This is a genomic window from Paenibacillus sp. 01T431, assembly GCF_056398625.1.
On sequence record NZ_JBFTPT010000003.1, the window covers coordinates 183,011 to 196,697 of the forward strand.

Below are 13,687 nucleotides of genomic sequence, written 5' to 3' on the forward strand. Positions count from 1 at the left end.
TATCGTTCAAGAAAAGGAGCTGGTATTTGATGACTGCAATTGCGCATGCTTTGGAAGCAAAGTTCAGGAAGCACGCCAATCCGGAGACGGCTCAGCCTATGGAGGCTTACATGCGCGGCCAATTTATTTTTCTTGGCCTAAAGACTCCAGAGCGAACGCAGCTGCTGCGCGAGTTTTGGAAGTAAAATGAAAAGCCAAAGGGCGAGGAGCTGCTGCAAACGGCAGAGCAGCTATGGCAGCTGAACGAGCGAGAGTTCCATTATGTGGCGATGGGTTTGATGGAAAGATACAGCAAAGAGGCCGAGCCTTCACATATCGACAGGCTGGAGCGGTGGGTAACGACCCATTCTTGGTGGGATACCGTTGATTTTCTGGCAGCGCATTTAGTCGGCAGTCAGCTCTCGAAATATCCGGAATTAACAGCGGAGTATACGGAGCGCTGGATCGATTCAGATCAGATGTGGCTCCGGAGAACTGCTTTGTTGTTTCAGCTTAGGTACAAGCATGATACGGATACAGATCGGTTATTTGACTACATACGCCGCACGAAGGACGAAAGCGAGTTTTTCATTCGCAAAGCGATCGGCTGGGCGCTTAGAGAATATGCAAAAACCGATGCAGCCTGTGTGCATCGGTTTGTAGAAGAAACGCCGCTCTCGCCGCTTAGCAAGAAGGAGGCGTTAAAGCATATCGTTTAGCTTAACGTCGATTTGACTCATCAAGCTGCTGCTTTGAAGAGAAATAGTACAGCCACGATGCTGCAATGGCGAAGGCGGCAATGACGCCCATTCCCCAAAATATATTTGAAAATGCGCGGCCAAGCGGAACATTGCTTTGTGCCGCGAGAACGATACCGCTAATCGCTACGCTGAAAGCACCGCTAATGAATTGCGACAGCTGGAATAAGCCCATTCCAGCACCTACATGCTCACTTGGTAAAATTCTTGACAGCTCGTTCGAAACGCCCGAGTTTAACGCGGAGAAACTAACGCTCATCACGATATAAATTGCCATGACAACGTAGATGGATTGATCCGCGAACAAGGCGAAGGAAACAGCAGCGAGCAAGAGAAAGCAAGGAGTTAGTCGAAGCAGCAAGCTGTTGCCGTGTTGATCAATGATTTTTCCAATGCGATTGGAGGAAAGCATAGCTACAATGGCTCCCGGAAAAATAATGAGACCTGCTTGACCTGGTGTCAGCTTGAACAGGTGAATCAGCACCTGAGGCAGCAGAAAAAGTGTAGAAAAATTGTTAATGTAAGATACGACACCAAGTGTAATCAGACGAATATACCTTTTATTGCGGAACAGAGTAGGCTGAACAAAAGGATTTACTGCACGATTAATCCGTATCCAGAATAAGATTAGTGCAAGTATTCCGCCAATAAGAGCAATTAAGAAATGGTTCGTAATATAGAGCAGAACTCCTGTGGAGCCAATTCCGACAAGCGCGGCACCGAGAATATCGAAGGACCCCTTGTTCGATGGTTCAACCGGCAGCAGTCGATAAAACACAGGAATGAGTAAAAGTGAGATTCCGGTAACGATAAACAGATCGTTCCAGCCTAAATATTGTGTTATAGCACCGCCGATGACGGGGCCTAGACCAAGGCCGAGTGACGCAGCCGAAGTAATAAGTGCCATGGATTTGCCCCGGCGAGCAAGTGGAATGAATCGTGTAATGAGCACGATGGTTAAACTAAGGACGGAGCCCGCTCCGCAAGCTTGAATCAGGCGCGCGACAAGCAGCAGTACATAATGATGACTAAAATAACCAAGCACAGATGCGCCGCCCATGGCGATTAAGCCAATCGTGAGCAGCAGACGAATCGGAACAAAGTCAGAGAGTCTGCTGAAGGTAATCGATGAAATGGCAAATATAATGGAATAACCCGTTATGATCCATGAAGCTGCCGATGGGGATAGCATAAACTGAGCCGTTACTTGGGGCAAGGCCAGATTAAACATCATCGTATTCATGATCACAATAATTACGGTTAAACCTAGCAGCGGGATAACGAGACCGTCTCTAAAGGCGGGCCGCTCCTCGGTGAATACGGGTGGGACAGTAACAGCGGCACTGTTTCTCATATAGAACCTCCAAAGTTGTCTCTTTATCTATTTTCATTGTACGAATATTATCGTACAATGAAAATATAGCATGAGCTATGGTATAATGCAATAAGTACTTAATGAGAGAGGTGCGAATGCCTTTGAAAATATTATTCCATCCCAATCGTGAGGATATTGAGCTTACTTCTGTTTTATATGCATTAAGTGATCCTATTCGGTTTAGCATTGTTGTCGCTATTGTTAAGCATGGCGAGCAGTCCTGCGGCCACTTTGATCTTCCTGTCGTAAAGTCTACAATGACGCATCATTTCCGTACATTGCGTGAAGCGGGTATAGTGAATGTTAGAAAGCAAGGCACCCAGCATTTTTTGACGCTGCGCACAGAGGATCTGGATGCTCGCTTTCCAGGCCTGTTAACGGCCATTCTTCAACCGGCTTCTGTATAGACGAAAGTAAGGACTATTTCTTTTCTCGCCCATATACGCTAAAATAAGGCTGTACTTTGGCAACGAGAGAAGGAACAACTGTGGGTACACGCAAAGGCTTAAAACTTCGATTCGTCTTGGGACTGTTCGTAATCGGCTCTGTTATCTTAACCGCCATCATCGGCGGTTATTTTGCATGGACGACAAATAAGACTTCACTAACGTCGGGTTATTTGGAAAGCAATTATCAATATGCGCAAAAGCTGTCCTCTAATACGAAAGAATTATTGGATATTATTGGGAACAATGTTGATGCCATAGCTGCAAGAGCAGGTATACAAAATATATCGCAAAAGGAATTGGATAGCTGGTACGATGCGAATGAGCAATATTTTAATGCGATTATCATTGTGGATTCCAATCGTAAAGTGATGTTATCTAGTTTTTCAAGCGGAGGAGTCAAGGCAGGGGCAGTGCTGAACTCTTATGCATCGAAGCAAGCGGTTGAACAGAAAAGACCGCTTATTTCAGAGCCTTATGTGGGGACAACAACGAACCAGCTTCTTATGCTAATTTCTTCACCCATATTCAATGAACATGGCGAATATGAAGGTTTTGTAGCTGGAACCATTTATTTGAGCGAGAGCAACGCGCTTAGCAAATTGCTCAACGAACATTTTTACGGAAACGGATCTTACGTCTACGTAGCAGATAAGCAAGGCCGCCTTATTTTCCATCCGGACCATCAGCGAATTAATGAAATAATTGCTTCAAATGAGGTTATTAATAAGGCGTTAGCTGGCCATAGCGGATCGCAGGAGATCGTTAATTCAAAGCAGAATCGTTATTTTGCGGGTTATGCGAACGAGTCGATAACCGGTTGGGCCATCGTAGCACAAACGCCTGCTTCAATTATTGATAAGCCGTTAAATGAATTGATATGGAGTATACTGCTGCAATTTCTCCCGTTATTTATCGTAATCCTGCTGCTTGCGTGGTATGTTTCCCATTTAATATCGAAGCCTCTATTTGAACTAGCTGCTTTCTCAGAGGAAGCGATTTTATCAACAAAGGCGATACGTTCCAAAATGCCCAAAACAAATTCTTACATCTATGAAGTGAGACAGCTTAATCAAAGTATAAATAACCATTTTAATTTACTGAACAAGGAAATTCGATTGGATGGGCTTACGGGACTTGCGAATAGGAAAACATTTGATTTGACCATTCAGGAGTGGATTGCCGAGGATATACCGTTTGCGCTTATACTGCTGGATGTTGACCATTTCAAAAAAATTAACGATCAGCACGGGCATCTTATAGGAGATGAAGTATTAATCTATACAGCTGCGCAAATAAAAGCATTTTCCAGAAGTCACGATCTTAGCTTCCGCTACGGCGGTGAAGAGTTTGGCATACTGGTTAAGCTAGGAAGCATTCCTACGGCAACCAATATTGCGGAGCGGCTTAGAGAAGGAATCGCTGCTGGCGCGAGTCCGACTGGCAGTCCAATCTACGTTTCAATCGGCATTTCAATGTCGAGTGGGAAGGCGAAGGATGCGAAGGAAATAATTGAAATGGCGGATCAAGCGCTTTATCGCTCGAAGGAAACAGGCAGAAACCGAACAACGGTTTACGACAATAAGCCATTAAGCGGACGAGAGGATTAGTTGTTCGGTTAAGGCTGCTCTGCTCCATACGCCATTCATCCTAAATAGAAAATCATACTGGTTTGTTTAACAGTACTCTAAAGCAATATAACGTTCCCCACATATTTGAACTAATTGCAGTAGAGCTGGGCGTCGCCTCAAATTCGCCGCCATATGTGAGTCCTGCGGATTCGGCGGCGCGTTTGAGCTGCTGCAAGTCAACGGTCGGATAATCGAAGGTTAGCGCGATCTGGCCTCCTGGTTTCACTGTTCTTGCGAATTCTTTTAAGCTGAGGTCCTGATCTACATGTCTTAGATGCTCAAGCACAGAAATACAGAAGATGATGTCAAAATAATTATCCTCATAAGGAAGGTCAGTTATACTTGCCTGAGCATATTGAACCTTGGACCAACCCTGGTGGTTGGTTATTAACTGGAGAGCTGGCTGTCCTACGTCCTGAATAACTTCCTGAGAAATAGCCTCCCACGAGCTAATGCGCGCATCGAAATCGCAAGCATGCACTTCCTTGCAAACGCCGCCCAAATAAAATTTTAATGGGTGCGAAATGCCGCAGGCTGCATCCAGTACGATATCATTTGGTGAAATGAGCGTTCGGCACCATTCATACTCATAGGGACGGCTCCACCAGGTTTCAGGCAAAGGATAGATAAGCGTATCTATCCTCGGATCAGTCGATGTGAAGAAGCGTGCTTCTTCGCGGCTGTGTTCATTTGGATTTAACATGCATTATTTTCCTCCCGCAAACGTGATTATATGGCAAGTTCACATGCAAGGCTCATTTTTCAAGCTTATGATGCAAGGGGAAGATTATGTATTTTACGTGTTTGTATGATGGGAAAAGGGGTTGAATAGATGGGTGCGTCATTCTCATTTCAGACGTTTCCGCGAATAGAGACGGATCGTTTTATTTTGCGAAAAACAGAGCAGCGGGATGTGCATGAATTGTTTGAGCTCTATTCCAATGATGATGTTGTCAAATATACACCGCTGCTGCCTTTCTCGGCAGAAGACGAGGCATGGCAGGAAATGAATTGGCATTTGGAGATTTACACTCTACAAATAGGCATCAGATGGATAATTGAAGAGAAGAGCTCGGGTAAAGTAATCGGCACCTGTGGGTTTTTACATTATTTGAAGGAGCATGCGCGTACGGATTTAGGTTATGATCTATCTCCAAGCTACTGGCGGAAAGGGATTATGAGTGAGGTAGCGGCTCCCATTATCGCTTTTGGCTTCAACAGCATGAAGCTGCATTGCATCGAGGCAAAGGTAGATCCGTCAAACACTGCATCGATCAACTTGCTCTGTAAGCTCGGTTTCAAACAGGATAGTCAGCCAAGGGAATTTGAGTTTGAGGATGGGAATTTTATTGAGCTGCTTGTATTTACGATGCTGCGCAAGGAGTTTGAATTATTGCACGCACGTTAGCGTCTTTCGCAAAGGACGTTTTCATCGTATAATAGGAGGAAGCGAGCCGCAGGAAGCTAAATGTATACTTGCTCGGCGGTGCTGCTTTATAATACTTTTTTTGGGAGGCATTACTAATGTCTATTAGCAAGGCGAGAAAAGCAAGGCAGAAGCTGGCGCAGCAAGGGCGCATGACGCCGGATGCACTGCGGGGCAGCTGGCTGGGCGTCAATCCAACGATCAAACGTACACCTACTTTGCAGGAGAAGCAGGCGAAGCTGAATAAGAAACACCGAAGGAATCACGCGAATTACAGCGATGGTTCCTTTTGTATTTATAGGGGTTGTTTGGTTTGGGAGAAGCAGGTTAGCTGCCTTTGAATTTCGTGATTTTACTATGGTAATATGAAGACGTACATAATGAAAGCATGTTGCATTACATTGGGTTTGGTAAAAATTGATTTATGCCTATGTCATGCAACGGATACGAATCAATGACTCACAAACAGTCGTGCCAAGCAGGATTAAAAGTTAACTTTTGGGTAATAGTAAATTAACTTGCATCAAATCCTCGCTCCTCGCTATAATAAGAACAAACGTTCTTATTTGGAGGGGTGGCAATGGCCGCTAAAGAGGAAGAAGCCCGCGGAAAAGTCAGAATGGCAGCTAATCCACCGATACAGACCGAGGAAGAGCTTGTGCTGGTGAAGCATTACGTTTTGCTTGGCATTGTTATGCGTATTTTGGATCATGATATACGTGTGATCGGCACTTCAGCCATTAAACTGCCGCGGTTTTATGAATCGATGATGCGCGGCATGCAGGATCGGGTGCTGCTTGACCTCGCTGGAATTAGAAGGAAATTCCGCGAAACAGGAATAAAGGTGTATGAGGAGAAGCGCGAAGCCGATGGTTTGCATGCCGAATATGTGTGCAGAGGGTACCATCATCGTTTTTTTATGCTCTGGGGCTTTGTAAAAGCGGAGTCTGAACGGGTGTTAAAACAGTATTTGTCCAGCTAATTTTGTAATTGTTCATGGTTTTGTCAAAATAACAAAAAAACTTTTCAGCTTTCCGTAGTTTAAGGTTGAGAACTTCGGACGATCTTATGTAATATAAGAGGTAGACATTATGATCGCAAAGGGGAGCACATAGCAATGCATAAGTGGATTATGTTTACTGTATTCGCAGCGGCGTCTTTGCTGGGCTTATATTTGCTCACATTCGCACTGCCAGCTAAGCCGGTTGATGAGTCTGCCTCGTTGCCAGAGGGCATGACTTTATTGAAGGTTGTAGCGTCCAACGATTTTGTATTTGATCAAAAAGAGTACAAAGTTAAAGTTGGAGACAAAGTTAGACTAAAACTTTCCAACAAAAGCGGTATCCACGGGATGCATATTGACGAGCTTCAAGTAGCTTTGGATAACGATCACCCGGAAACAGATTTGGAATTTAAAGAGCCAGGTACTTACAGAATCTATTGTTCCATTCCATGCGGTCAAGGACATACAACGATGGAATCGACTTTAGTGGTTGAAGCAGCCTAGTGCGTAATTGATTCATGTGCTGTAGAAATGAGAAAGGAGCCGAAAGGCTCCTTTTTGCCTAAAATAAAGCTATCGTGCTGAACGAGGATGATGCTCTTTATCACGACTGCGTACGATTAGAACGTCGGCGAGAAAGCCAAGCAGCGCCCATGTAGCAACAGTAAGCACATACATGAGCAAGACGTTAACCTCGTGCACGTCAACAAATAAATCAACGACCCAAGCGGGAATGCTAAACATGAAGAAAACAAGATTGTGCGGGTCGTAACCCGTGGAGTTGAACAAGCAGATAGCTAGTCCAATAACTGTTGCAACAATTGTAACCGGATAGCGCATAACGTACACCGTGCCCCTTCGTGTTAAAGATTGCCGTAATGCGACTGCATAGGTTATTATGTGACAAATAGACAAAAGTTATGCGTCAATATTAGAGGAGGAACTAAATAATGCTTACTCATATCGTATTTTTCAAATTAAAAGATGGCAGCGCAGAGAGCGTAGCGCGTACCGCACAAGTGCTTAGGGATATGGAAGGGCAAATCGAAGTATTAAAGTCGATTGAGGTTGGCGTGGACGTTGTGCATTCGGAGCGTTCTTACGATATCGCTCTTATTACGAAGTTCGAATCTTTGGAAGCGCTAGAAGTGTATCAAGTGCATCCTGTACATAAAAAAGTAATTGAACACATGATGCAAGTTCGTGAAGCTTCCGTCAGCGTTGATTTTGAAAGCTGAGAGGCAGGTTGAGCAGTTATGAGCGACATGAGGGACGTATACGAAATATTTACTTATTTGCTTGTTATCATATTTAGCAGCATTATTATGGTGGCGTGGCTGAAACGCAAAGGGAAAAAAAAGAAGCAAGGCTGAAAGCGGGCGACTGATTGATGTATTATGTGAATCGTGAACAAATAGCGGTAAGGTTGAATTCGATTACTGAAATTGCTTCGGCGCTGGACTCGCTTGCCGCTAATTGGCAGGGAACGGTGCTGGAGGGGCTGGCGCAGGAAAGAGCGCTGCATCTGGCTATTGAAACCGTAACAGATGTTGGTAGCTTCTTGATCGACGGGTTTATTTTGCGGGATGCGAGCAGCTATGAGGACATCATCGATATTACTGGCGAGGCAGGCGCGTTTCCGCTTGAAATGCAGGCGACGCTGACGGAGCTGGTGAAGCTTCGCAAGCCGTTAGTGCAGGACTATTATGTTTGGCCGAGAACTGAGCTTCATCCGCTTACGAAGACGCTAACTACTCTGCTGCCTGCCTTTAAGCAATCGATTGATGATTATTTAGAACGCGAGCTGTAGGCGTTTTTGCTATTTGCATGTAAACCATTACGATTGCAGAGCAAGCATAGATTATGACTTTATGATTGTTTTACGCTTGATTTACGAAAAACTAAAAATACGTTACAATGACGCTATCAAGCCTGCAAAGGTGGTGAAGGGTTGAAGCGGATGAAAACGGCAAGTGCATCAGATATAACGGCAGCTTCGCGCGGCGATCATTCCACGCGAGAGCGCATATTGATGCTGCTGAAAACAGGCGGCAGATTGAATGCTGGTTCCTTGTCAAGCGAGCTCGGACTGACGGAAATGGCAATCAGGCGGCATATGTATGCACTAGAGAGCGAAGGCAGCGTGAATATCGTATCGGTGCGGCAAGCCATGGGCAGACCGCTCCATGCGTATGAGCTGACAGCTGAGGCGGATGAGCTTTTCCCGAAAAATTATCATATGCTCGCACTCGACTTGCTGGGCGAGCTCGCTGATGACCCGGATACCGCAGCGCTTATTGACCGGATGTTTGATGGACGCAAGAACAAGCTGCTCGAGCGTTATGAGCCGCGAATGGCGGGCAAGAGCTTAGAGCAGAAGGTGAGTGAGCTCGCAGCGATTCAGAACGCTGGAGGATATATGGCTGAAGTGGAACCACAAAGCGATGGCAGCTATATGTTGTATGAGTATAATTGTCCGATTGCTCAGGTAGCCGGCAAATATTTGCAAGCTTGCAAATGTGAGCTCTCCTTGTTTAAATCGCTGCTTGACGTGCCTGTTGAACGAACGGAATGTTTAGCGAAGGGCGGCGGCAAGTGCAGCTACCATATCGGTTAATGAAATAAATAGAGGTTGTCTTTGCAAATCGGAGAAGATTTGCTGAGGCAGCCTTTTTTTGTTGCCAATGTGGAAAAAGCAGTGATGCTTTATCATTTTTATTTCGGTTGTGTCATGACAAGCCCATGCTGCTTATACTGTCATTACGCAAGTGGGCATTCGTCTAGGAGCATATACGTATGATCCTGCAATTGATAGAGGAGGAGGGATGCAGGCATGGTCATGATGTGGAGCACAGCGGTAGTTGCTGGAGCATTTGTCATTCTAGTTGGCGGTATACTCATTGCCTTGCGGTCGGCGCTAAGCAGAGTGAAGCAAGTGCAGGCTGAAGCGGAGGTTATGAGGCAGGACCTCAGTAAGTTATCCGCTGAGATTGGCGGGCTTGTGCAGCCGACCGAGGAAGCGATTCGCGCGGTACACCGTCAGCTGCAAGCCATGAGCAAGCTATTTGAAGCGGCAGGGCAGGTCGGCGGAGCAATTGCCCACACGACATCGACGGTTGAGCGGGTAACGTCTATATTATCGGAGTCGGCTGAGCAGCATGCGAAGCGGCACGAGACGAAGCGGCAGGTCGGTGAGGCGCTTGAATGGGCAGAGCTAGGGATGGCGGCATGGCAGCTGTGGCAAACTAGCCGAAAGGCAGCAACGACTGCCGAAGATGAGCATGGACCTGTATTCGAATCGGAATCTTAAGTCAAGGTGCTAAGGTCGAAGAGCACGCTAAACACGAAAGGAGCAAAAACAATGACAACACGTAAACAAACAAAAGGATTTTTTCTCGGCGCATTAGCTGGAGGTGTTGTAGGCTCGATTGCTGCATTGTTGCTAGCACCGAAGCCGGGCAAGGAATTGCGTCAGGATATTTCAACAGGCGCGCAGAAGGTTGGAGAAACGACGGTTAGAGTTGCAGGTCAAGTAGGCGATACGACGGGCCGTATTGCTAAACAGATCAGCGGCCAAGCGATTCAAATTGCCGATCGTACGAAACAAGCGGCAAGCAGCGTTGTAAGCACGGTAAGAGGCCGCAACAAGGGTACCGAGGAAACAGAAGCGGTTAGTGGCGATATTGCTTTTACAGAAGAGGGCAATGAGCAAGCAGCAAGCGCAATTGAAGCAGTAGAAGCCGGAGAAACAGAAGCTGCTACAGCAAAGGAACAATAGAGACTTAGCGGTAGTTGCAACATGCGTAAATTAGGCAATAGGTAAAATGGTTCACTCGTATAATACAAAAAAACAAACGGCAGGGAGCGAAGTCTCCTGCCGTTTGTTTTTTTATTCACGTGTATGGATAGGGGTTAGCCAACAATATGGTTGTGAACGTAATTGGATACGGGACGAAGCAAGCTTGCGAGCGGCTCCATATTGTAGTCGTTCATCGATGGTGAAGTTGCGGTAATGGCTTCACCTGGCCCTACTACAGAAATTTCATCATCTAATCGACCGACGAACGCGCCGTCATGAATGATAGCACCTTCACCGATAATGGCGCGATGGAGCGTAACATTTCTTCCAATTCTGGCTCCCGGCATGATGATGCTCTCATAAATTTCGCTGTTTACGCCTATCGTAACGCCTGAGCAAATGATGGAGCGTGTTACTTCTGCTTCCACAGCGCAAGCGGGGTGGAGGATGGAGTCGGTAATTGATGCTTCGGGGCTTAAGTAAAGCTTTTCGCTAGACTGGTTTGTTCCGGATTGAGCTGTCCACTTGGTTGCGCCAAGCTTTAGCTCGCCATCCAGCAGATCCATGTTGGCTTCCCATAGGCTGTTGATTGTGCCGACATCCCGCCAGTAGCCGTTATAAGGATAAGCGATCATATTGGTTTTGGAGGAAAGAAGAGCAGGAATAATATCTTTGCCAAAATCATGAGTTGACGCTTCCGAAGCAGCATCTTCAATGAGTATTTTTTTCAAGTCTGCCCAGCGGAATAAATAAATGCCCATGGAAGCTAAGTTGCTGCGAGGATCCGAAGGTTTCTCATGAAAGGAATTGACCCGAAATTGTTCATCAGTTTCTAAAATGCCGAAGCGGCTTGCTTCGCGCCAAGGAACTTGTTTAACGGCGATCGTAACGGCTGCACCGCGATTTTTGTGAAATTCAAGCATAGGCTTGTAGTCCATTTCGTAAATGTGGTCGCCCGAGAGGATTAGTACATGCTCAGGAGCTTTCTCATCGATAAAGTCGATGTTCTGATAAATAGCATCGGCCGTTCCTGCATAGCCCTCTAAACATTTGCTTGAAGAAGGGAGGAAGGCTACTCCGCTATTCGCTTGATCCGTTTGATAGCCGTTCGTGGATTGATTTACATATTTATGAACGCTTTCGGCGCAGTACTGCGTAAGCACGCCAATCGTAGTAATATTTGAGTTTGCACAATTGTTAAGTGGAAAATCAATCATTCGGAAGCGATCGCCAAAAGGTACGACAGGTTTGGCAAACTGACTTGTGAGCGGGGCTAGGCGCCGCCCTTCTCCACCGGCTAACAGCATAGCAATACATTCAGTATGGTTCTTCAATTCAATTTCCCCCTGACCAGTAAGTGTAGTAGTGTTGGCTCTGTTTCTTATATGGAGTCATTAACCTTTCATGGTGACTTTGAAACCGATACGGAGAAAAAAAGGGGGAAATAGATAAGTGAAAAGGGCTCTTGCTCCGCCAGAAAGACGGTGCAAAAGCCCTCAAATGATTAGATATTTCTATACAAAATTCGGAAGTCATGCGGACTGAGCTCAAGCTGAAGCTGCTCTTCGAATGTGGTTACTTCTTCATTCGAGAGCGCATCTTTCCAGTCGTCCGCCTCCATTGGATGCGTAAGCTTAACGGTTTCTTCGGTATTGTTAATCCAGATGGTGAAATGTTGATTGGCGTTTAAGCGTTCATAAATGAAGGCGCCACGTTCGTTATCTGCAAATAAGAAGCGGAATCGTCCATCACGAAGGACGGTATGCTGCTTGCGTAGGGCAATGAGGAGCTGATAGAAATCAAACAGCTCGCGGTCCTGTTTGTCCGCATCCCATTCCATGCATTTGCGGCAGTCCGGATCATCGCCGCCATCCATTCCAATCTCGTCGCCATAATAGATGCAAGGGATACCCATAGAAGTCATCATGAATACAACGGCTTGCTTTAAACGCTGCTTGTCTTCATTTAAACGAGTTGACGCACGAGGTGTGTCATGACTGGATAGGAGGTTGAACATCGCCTCATTCGTTTGCTGAGGATATCGCATAAGTAAACGGTTGATTTGATCGGCGAAATCCGATGCTTTTCCTTCGGAGGAAGCAAAAAAATCCAAGATGTGCTGCGCAAATGGGTAATTCATCGAAGAGTCAAACTGATCGCCGTGCAGCCAGTTAAGCGCATTGCTCCATACCTCGCCGATAATAAAAGCATCCGGCTTTTCAGCCTTAACGGCATGACGGAAATCCCGCCAGAAAGCATGATCAATTTCGTTGGCAACATCGAGCCGCCATCCGTCGATATCTGCTTCCTTAATCCAGTGCACAGCAACATCAAGCAAAAATTGTTTTACTTCTGGGTTTGCGGTATTCAGCTTCGGCATATTGCCATAAAATCCAAACGTAGCATAATTTGCTGCACCGTCTTTGACCTCTACAGGGAAGCCATTCAGATGAAACCAATCCTTGTACTTCGAATTTTCTCCATTTGCCAGCACGTCTTGGAAAGGTGGAAACTGCTCGCTCGTATGATTAAAGACAGCATCCAAGACAACTCGGATATTTAGATCATGACAAGTGCTAACCAGCTTCTTAAGCTGCTCGGCATCTCCGAACTGCGGATCGATTTGCATATAATCGACCGTATCATATTTGTGATTTGACGGTGCTGTAAATAAAGGCGTCAAATAAATCGCCGTAACTCCGAGGTCCGTCAGATGCTTGAGATTATCCATTATGCCTTGCAGATCGCCGCCAAAGTGGCTTTCGCCGCTCGGCGCTTCACCCCAGGGCTGTATGTGGTCGGGGTCGTTGGCCGTATCGCCATTTGCGAAGCGGTCGGGCATAATTTGATAGAAAACAGCTTCCTTTGCCCATTCAGGCGCATCAAACAAATCGACCGTATGAATAAAAGGAATTTCAAAATATCCGCCAGCTGGGGTGGGCTGCTCCTCAAAGATGCCATTCTCGATGAGCCATAACGTTTCTTCGCCGCTGCGTACACGAAAGCCGTACGAAAAACGCCGAAACTCCGGCTTGATGGCAGCTTCCCAATAATCAAAGAGGGAATCGGCAGCTATTTTTTCCATCGGAACATCATGATGATGCTGATCCCAATCGTATTTATCTCCTGTTACCGCAACAGCCTCTTCAACGTCATTTCTTTTGGTGCGAAGTCTAAGATGGAAAGTATCACGATCGTATGCATATGCCCATTTCAGATCCGATGAATGATGTAAACATTCTTTAAACAATGGCGTTCGCCCCTTATCAT

At 46.0% G+C, this 13,687-nt stretch carries 16 protein-coding genes and 1 pseudogene; 12 read left to right on the forward strand and 5 right to left on the reverse strand.

Annotated elements, in window-relative coordinates; genetic code table 11:
* Window positions 1-29 precede the first annotated feature (29 nt).
* Window positions 30-698: pseudogene (locus AC1DM9_RS05865) on the forward strand (DNA alkylation repair protein).
* A gap of 1 nt (window position 699) precedes the next feature.
* Here AC1DM9_RS05865 and AC1DM9_RS05870 read toward each other — a convergent pair.
* The gene (locus AC1DM9_RS05870) at window positions 700-2,091 is read right to left on the reverse strand and encodes an MFS transporter (RefSeq protein WP_477511289.1); all 1,392 of its coding nucleotides are present in this window, start codon (window positions 2,089-2,091) and stop codon (window positions 700-702) included.
* 122 nt (window positions 2,092-2,213) lie between these two features.
* Here AC1DM9_RS05870 and AC1DM9_RS05875 point away from each other — a divergent pair, with 122 nt between their 5' ends.
* Both AC1DM9_RS05875 and AC1DM9_RS05880 read left to right on the forward strand, forming a co-directional pair.
* A complete protein-coding gene (locus AC1DM9_RS05875) occupies window positions 2,214-2,519 on the forward strand; it encodes an ArsR/SmtB family transcription factor (RefSeq protein ID WP_477579043.1) in 306 nt (101 codons plus the stop codon).
* Between the two features lie 80 nt (window positions 2,520-2,599).
* Window positions 2,600-4,168 carry a sensor domain-containing diguanylate cyclase gene (locus AC1DM9_RS05880; protein WP_477579045.1) on the forward strand — a complete coding sequence of 523 codons (1,569 nt, stop codon included), beginning with the start codon at window positions 2,600-2,602 and terminating at the stop codon, window positions 4,166-4,168.
* Between the two features lie 52 nt (window positions 4,169-4,220).
* On the opposite strand, the gene AC1DM9_RS05885 is transcribed toward AC1DM9_RS05880, so the two are convergent.
* Window positions 4,221-4,892, reverse strand: a complete 672-nt coding sequence (locus tag AC1DM9_RS05885) for a class I SAM-dependent methyltransferase (protein WP_477579047.1) — start codon at window positions 4,890-4,892, stop codon at window positions 4,221-4,223.
* Window positions 4,893-5,021: 129 nt separating this feature from the next.
* Between AC1DM9_RS05885 and AC1DM9_RS05890 the strand changes: the two genes are divergently transcribed.
* The 4 genes from AC1DM9_RS05890 to AC1DM9_RS05905 all read left to right on the forward strand — a co-directional run bounded on the left by AC1DM9_RS05890 (window position 5,022) and on the right by AC1DM9_RS05905 (window position 7,122).
* Complete coding sequence (locus AC1DM9_RS05890) at window positions 5,022-5,597, forward strand: GNAT family N-acetyltransferase (RefSeq protein WP_477579049.1); 576 nt, start codon at window positions 5,022-5,024, stop codon at window positions 5,595-5,597.
* Between the two features lie 116 nt (window positions 5,598-5,713).
* A complete protein-coding gene (locus AC1DM9_RS05895) occupies window positions 5,714-5,956 on the forward strand; it encodes a hypothetical protein (protein ID WP_477579051.1) in 243 nt (80 codons plus the stop codon).
* 239 nt (window positions 5,957-6,195) lie between these two features.
* Window positions 6,196-6,597: a YhjD family protein gene (locus tag AC1DM9_RS05900; protein ID WP_477579053.1), complete on the forward strand. Its 402-nt coding sequence runs from the start codon at window positions 6,196-6,198 to the stop codon at window positions 6,595-6,597.
* 135 nt (window positions 6,598-6,732) lie between these two features.
* Complete coding sequence (locus AC1DM9_RS05905; RefSeq protein ID WP_441880990.1) at window positions 6,733-7,122, forward strand: cupredoxin domain-containing protein; 390 nt, start codon at window positions 6,733-6,735, stop codon at window positions 7,120-7,122.
* Window positions 7,123-7,191: 69 nt separating this feature from the next.
* Here AC1DM9_RS05905 and AC1DM9_RS05910 read toward each other — a convergent pair whose 3' ends face one another.
* On the reverse strand, window positions 7,192-7,458 hold the full coding sequence (locus tag AC1DM9_RS05910; protein WP_339203605.1) for a hypothetical protein: 267 nt from the start codon (window positions 7,456-7,458) through the stop codon (window positions 7,192-7,194).
* Between the two features lie 110 nt (window positions 7,459-7,568).
* On the opposite strand from AC1DM9_RS05910, the gene AC1DM9_RS05915 reads away from it, so the two are divergent.
* The 5 genes from AC1DM9_RS05915 to AC1DM9_RS05935 all read left to right on the forward strand — a co-directional run bounded on the left by AC1DM9_RS05915 (window position 7,569) and on the right by AC1DM9_RS05935 (window position 10,396).
* A complete protein-coding gene (locus AC1DM9_RS05915) occupies window positions 7,569-7,856 on the forward strand; it encodes a Dabb family protein (protein WP_076266783.1) in 288 nt (95 codons plus the stop codon).
* Between the two features lie 152 nt (window positions 7,857-8,008).
* Complete coding sequence (locus AC1DM9_RS05920) at window positions 8,009-8,428, forward strand: DUF86 domain-containing protein (RefSeq protein ID WP_441881081.1); 420 nt, start codon at window positions 8,009-8,011, stop codon at window positions 8,426-8,428.
* A 150-nt stretch (window positions 8,429-8,578) separates the two neighbouring features.
* Window positions 8,579-9,235: a helix-turn-helix transcriptional regulator gene (locus AC1DM9_RS05925; RefSeq protein ID WP_339209688.1), complete on the forward strand. Its 657-nt coding sequence runs from the start codon at window positions 8,579-8,581 to the stop codon at window positions 9,233-9,235.
* Window positions 9,236-9,451: 216 nt separating this feature from the next.
* Complete coding sequence (locus tag AC1DM9_RS05930) at window positions 9,452-9,928, forward strand: DUF948 domain-containing protein (protein ID WP_477579056.1); 477 nt, start codon at window positions 9,452-9,454, stop codon at window positions 9,926-9,928.
* 51 nt (window positions 9,929-9,979) lie between these two features.
* Window positions 9,980-10,396, forward strand: coding sequence for a YtxH domain-containing protein (locus AC1DM9_RS05935; protein WP_441880991.1), 417 nt, complete (start codon window positions 9,980-9,982; stop codon window positions 10,394-10,396).
* A gap of 134 nt (window positions 10,397-10,530) precedes the next feature.
* Here AC1DM9_RS05935 and AC1DM9_RS05940 read toward each other — a convergent pair whose 3' ends face one another.
* Both AC1DM9_RS05940 and AC1DM9_RS05945 read right to left on the reverse strand, forming a co-directional pair.
* Entirely contained in the window at window positions 10,531-11,751 is a 1,221-nt protein-coding gene (locus AC1DM9_RS05940) for a sugar phosphate nucleotidyltransferase (RefSeq protein WP_477579058.1), read from the reverse strand.
* A gap of 170 nt (window positions 11,752-11,921) precedes the next feature.
* The gene (locus AC1DM9_RS05945) at window positions 11,922-13,667 is read right to left on the reverse strand and encodes an alpha-glycosidase (RefSeq protein WP_477579060.1); all 1,746 of its coding nucleotides are present in this window, start codon (window positions 13,665-13,667) and stop codon (window positions 11,922-11,924) included.
* Window positions 13,668-13,687 lie beyond the last annotated feature (20 nt).

Coding starts and splice junctions, on each gene's coding strand:
- AC1DM9_RS05870 (WP_477511289.1), bottom strand. CDS start 2,091: ATGAGAAACAGTGCCGCTGTTACTGTCCCACCCGTATTCACCGAGGAG.
- AC1DM9_RS05885 (WP_477579047.1), bottom strand. CDS start 4,892: ATGTTAAATCCAAATGAACACAGCCGCGAAGAAGCACGCTTCTTCACA.
- AC1DM9_RS05890 (WP_477579049.1), top strand. CDS start 5,022: ATGGGTGCGTCATTCTCATTTCAGACGTTTCCGCGAATAGAGACGGAT.
- AC1DM9_RS05895 (WP_477579051.1), top strand. CDS start 5,714: ATGTCTATTAGCAAGGCGAGAAAAGCAAGGCAGAAGCTGGCGCAGCAA.
- AC1DM9_RS05900 (WP_477579053.1), top strand. CDS start 6,196: ATGGCCGCTAAAGAGGAAGAAGCCCGCGGAAAAGTCAGAATGGCAGCT.
- AC1DM9_RS05905 (WP_441880990.1), top strand. CDS start 6,733: ATGCATAAGTGGATTATGTTTACTGTATTCGCAGCGGCGTCTTTGCTG.
- AC1DM9_RS05910 (WP_339203605.1), bottom strand. CDS start 7,458: ATGCGCTATCCGGTTACAATTGTTGCAACAGTTATTGGACTAGCTATC.
- AC1DM9_RS05915 (WP_076266783.1), top strand. CDS start 7,569: ATGCTTACTCATATCGTATTTTTCAAATTAAAAGATGGCAGCGCAGAG.
- AC1DM9_RS05920 (WP_441881081.1), top strand. CDS start 8,009: ATGTATTATGTGAATCGTGAACAAATAGCGGTAAGGTTGAATTCGATT.
- AC1DM9_RS05925 (WP_339209688.1), top strand. CDS start 8,579: ATGAAAACGGCAAGTGCATCAGATATAACGGCAGCTTCGCGCGGCGAT.
- AC1DM9_RS05930 (WP_477579056.1), top strand. CDS start 9,452: ATGGTCATGATGTGGAGCACAGCGGTAGTTGCTGGAGCATTTGTCATT.
- AC1DM9_RS05935 (WP_441880991.1), top strand. CDS start 9,980: ATGACAACACGTAAACAAACAAAAGGATTTTTTCTCGGCGCATTAGCT.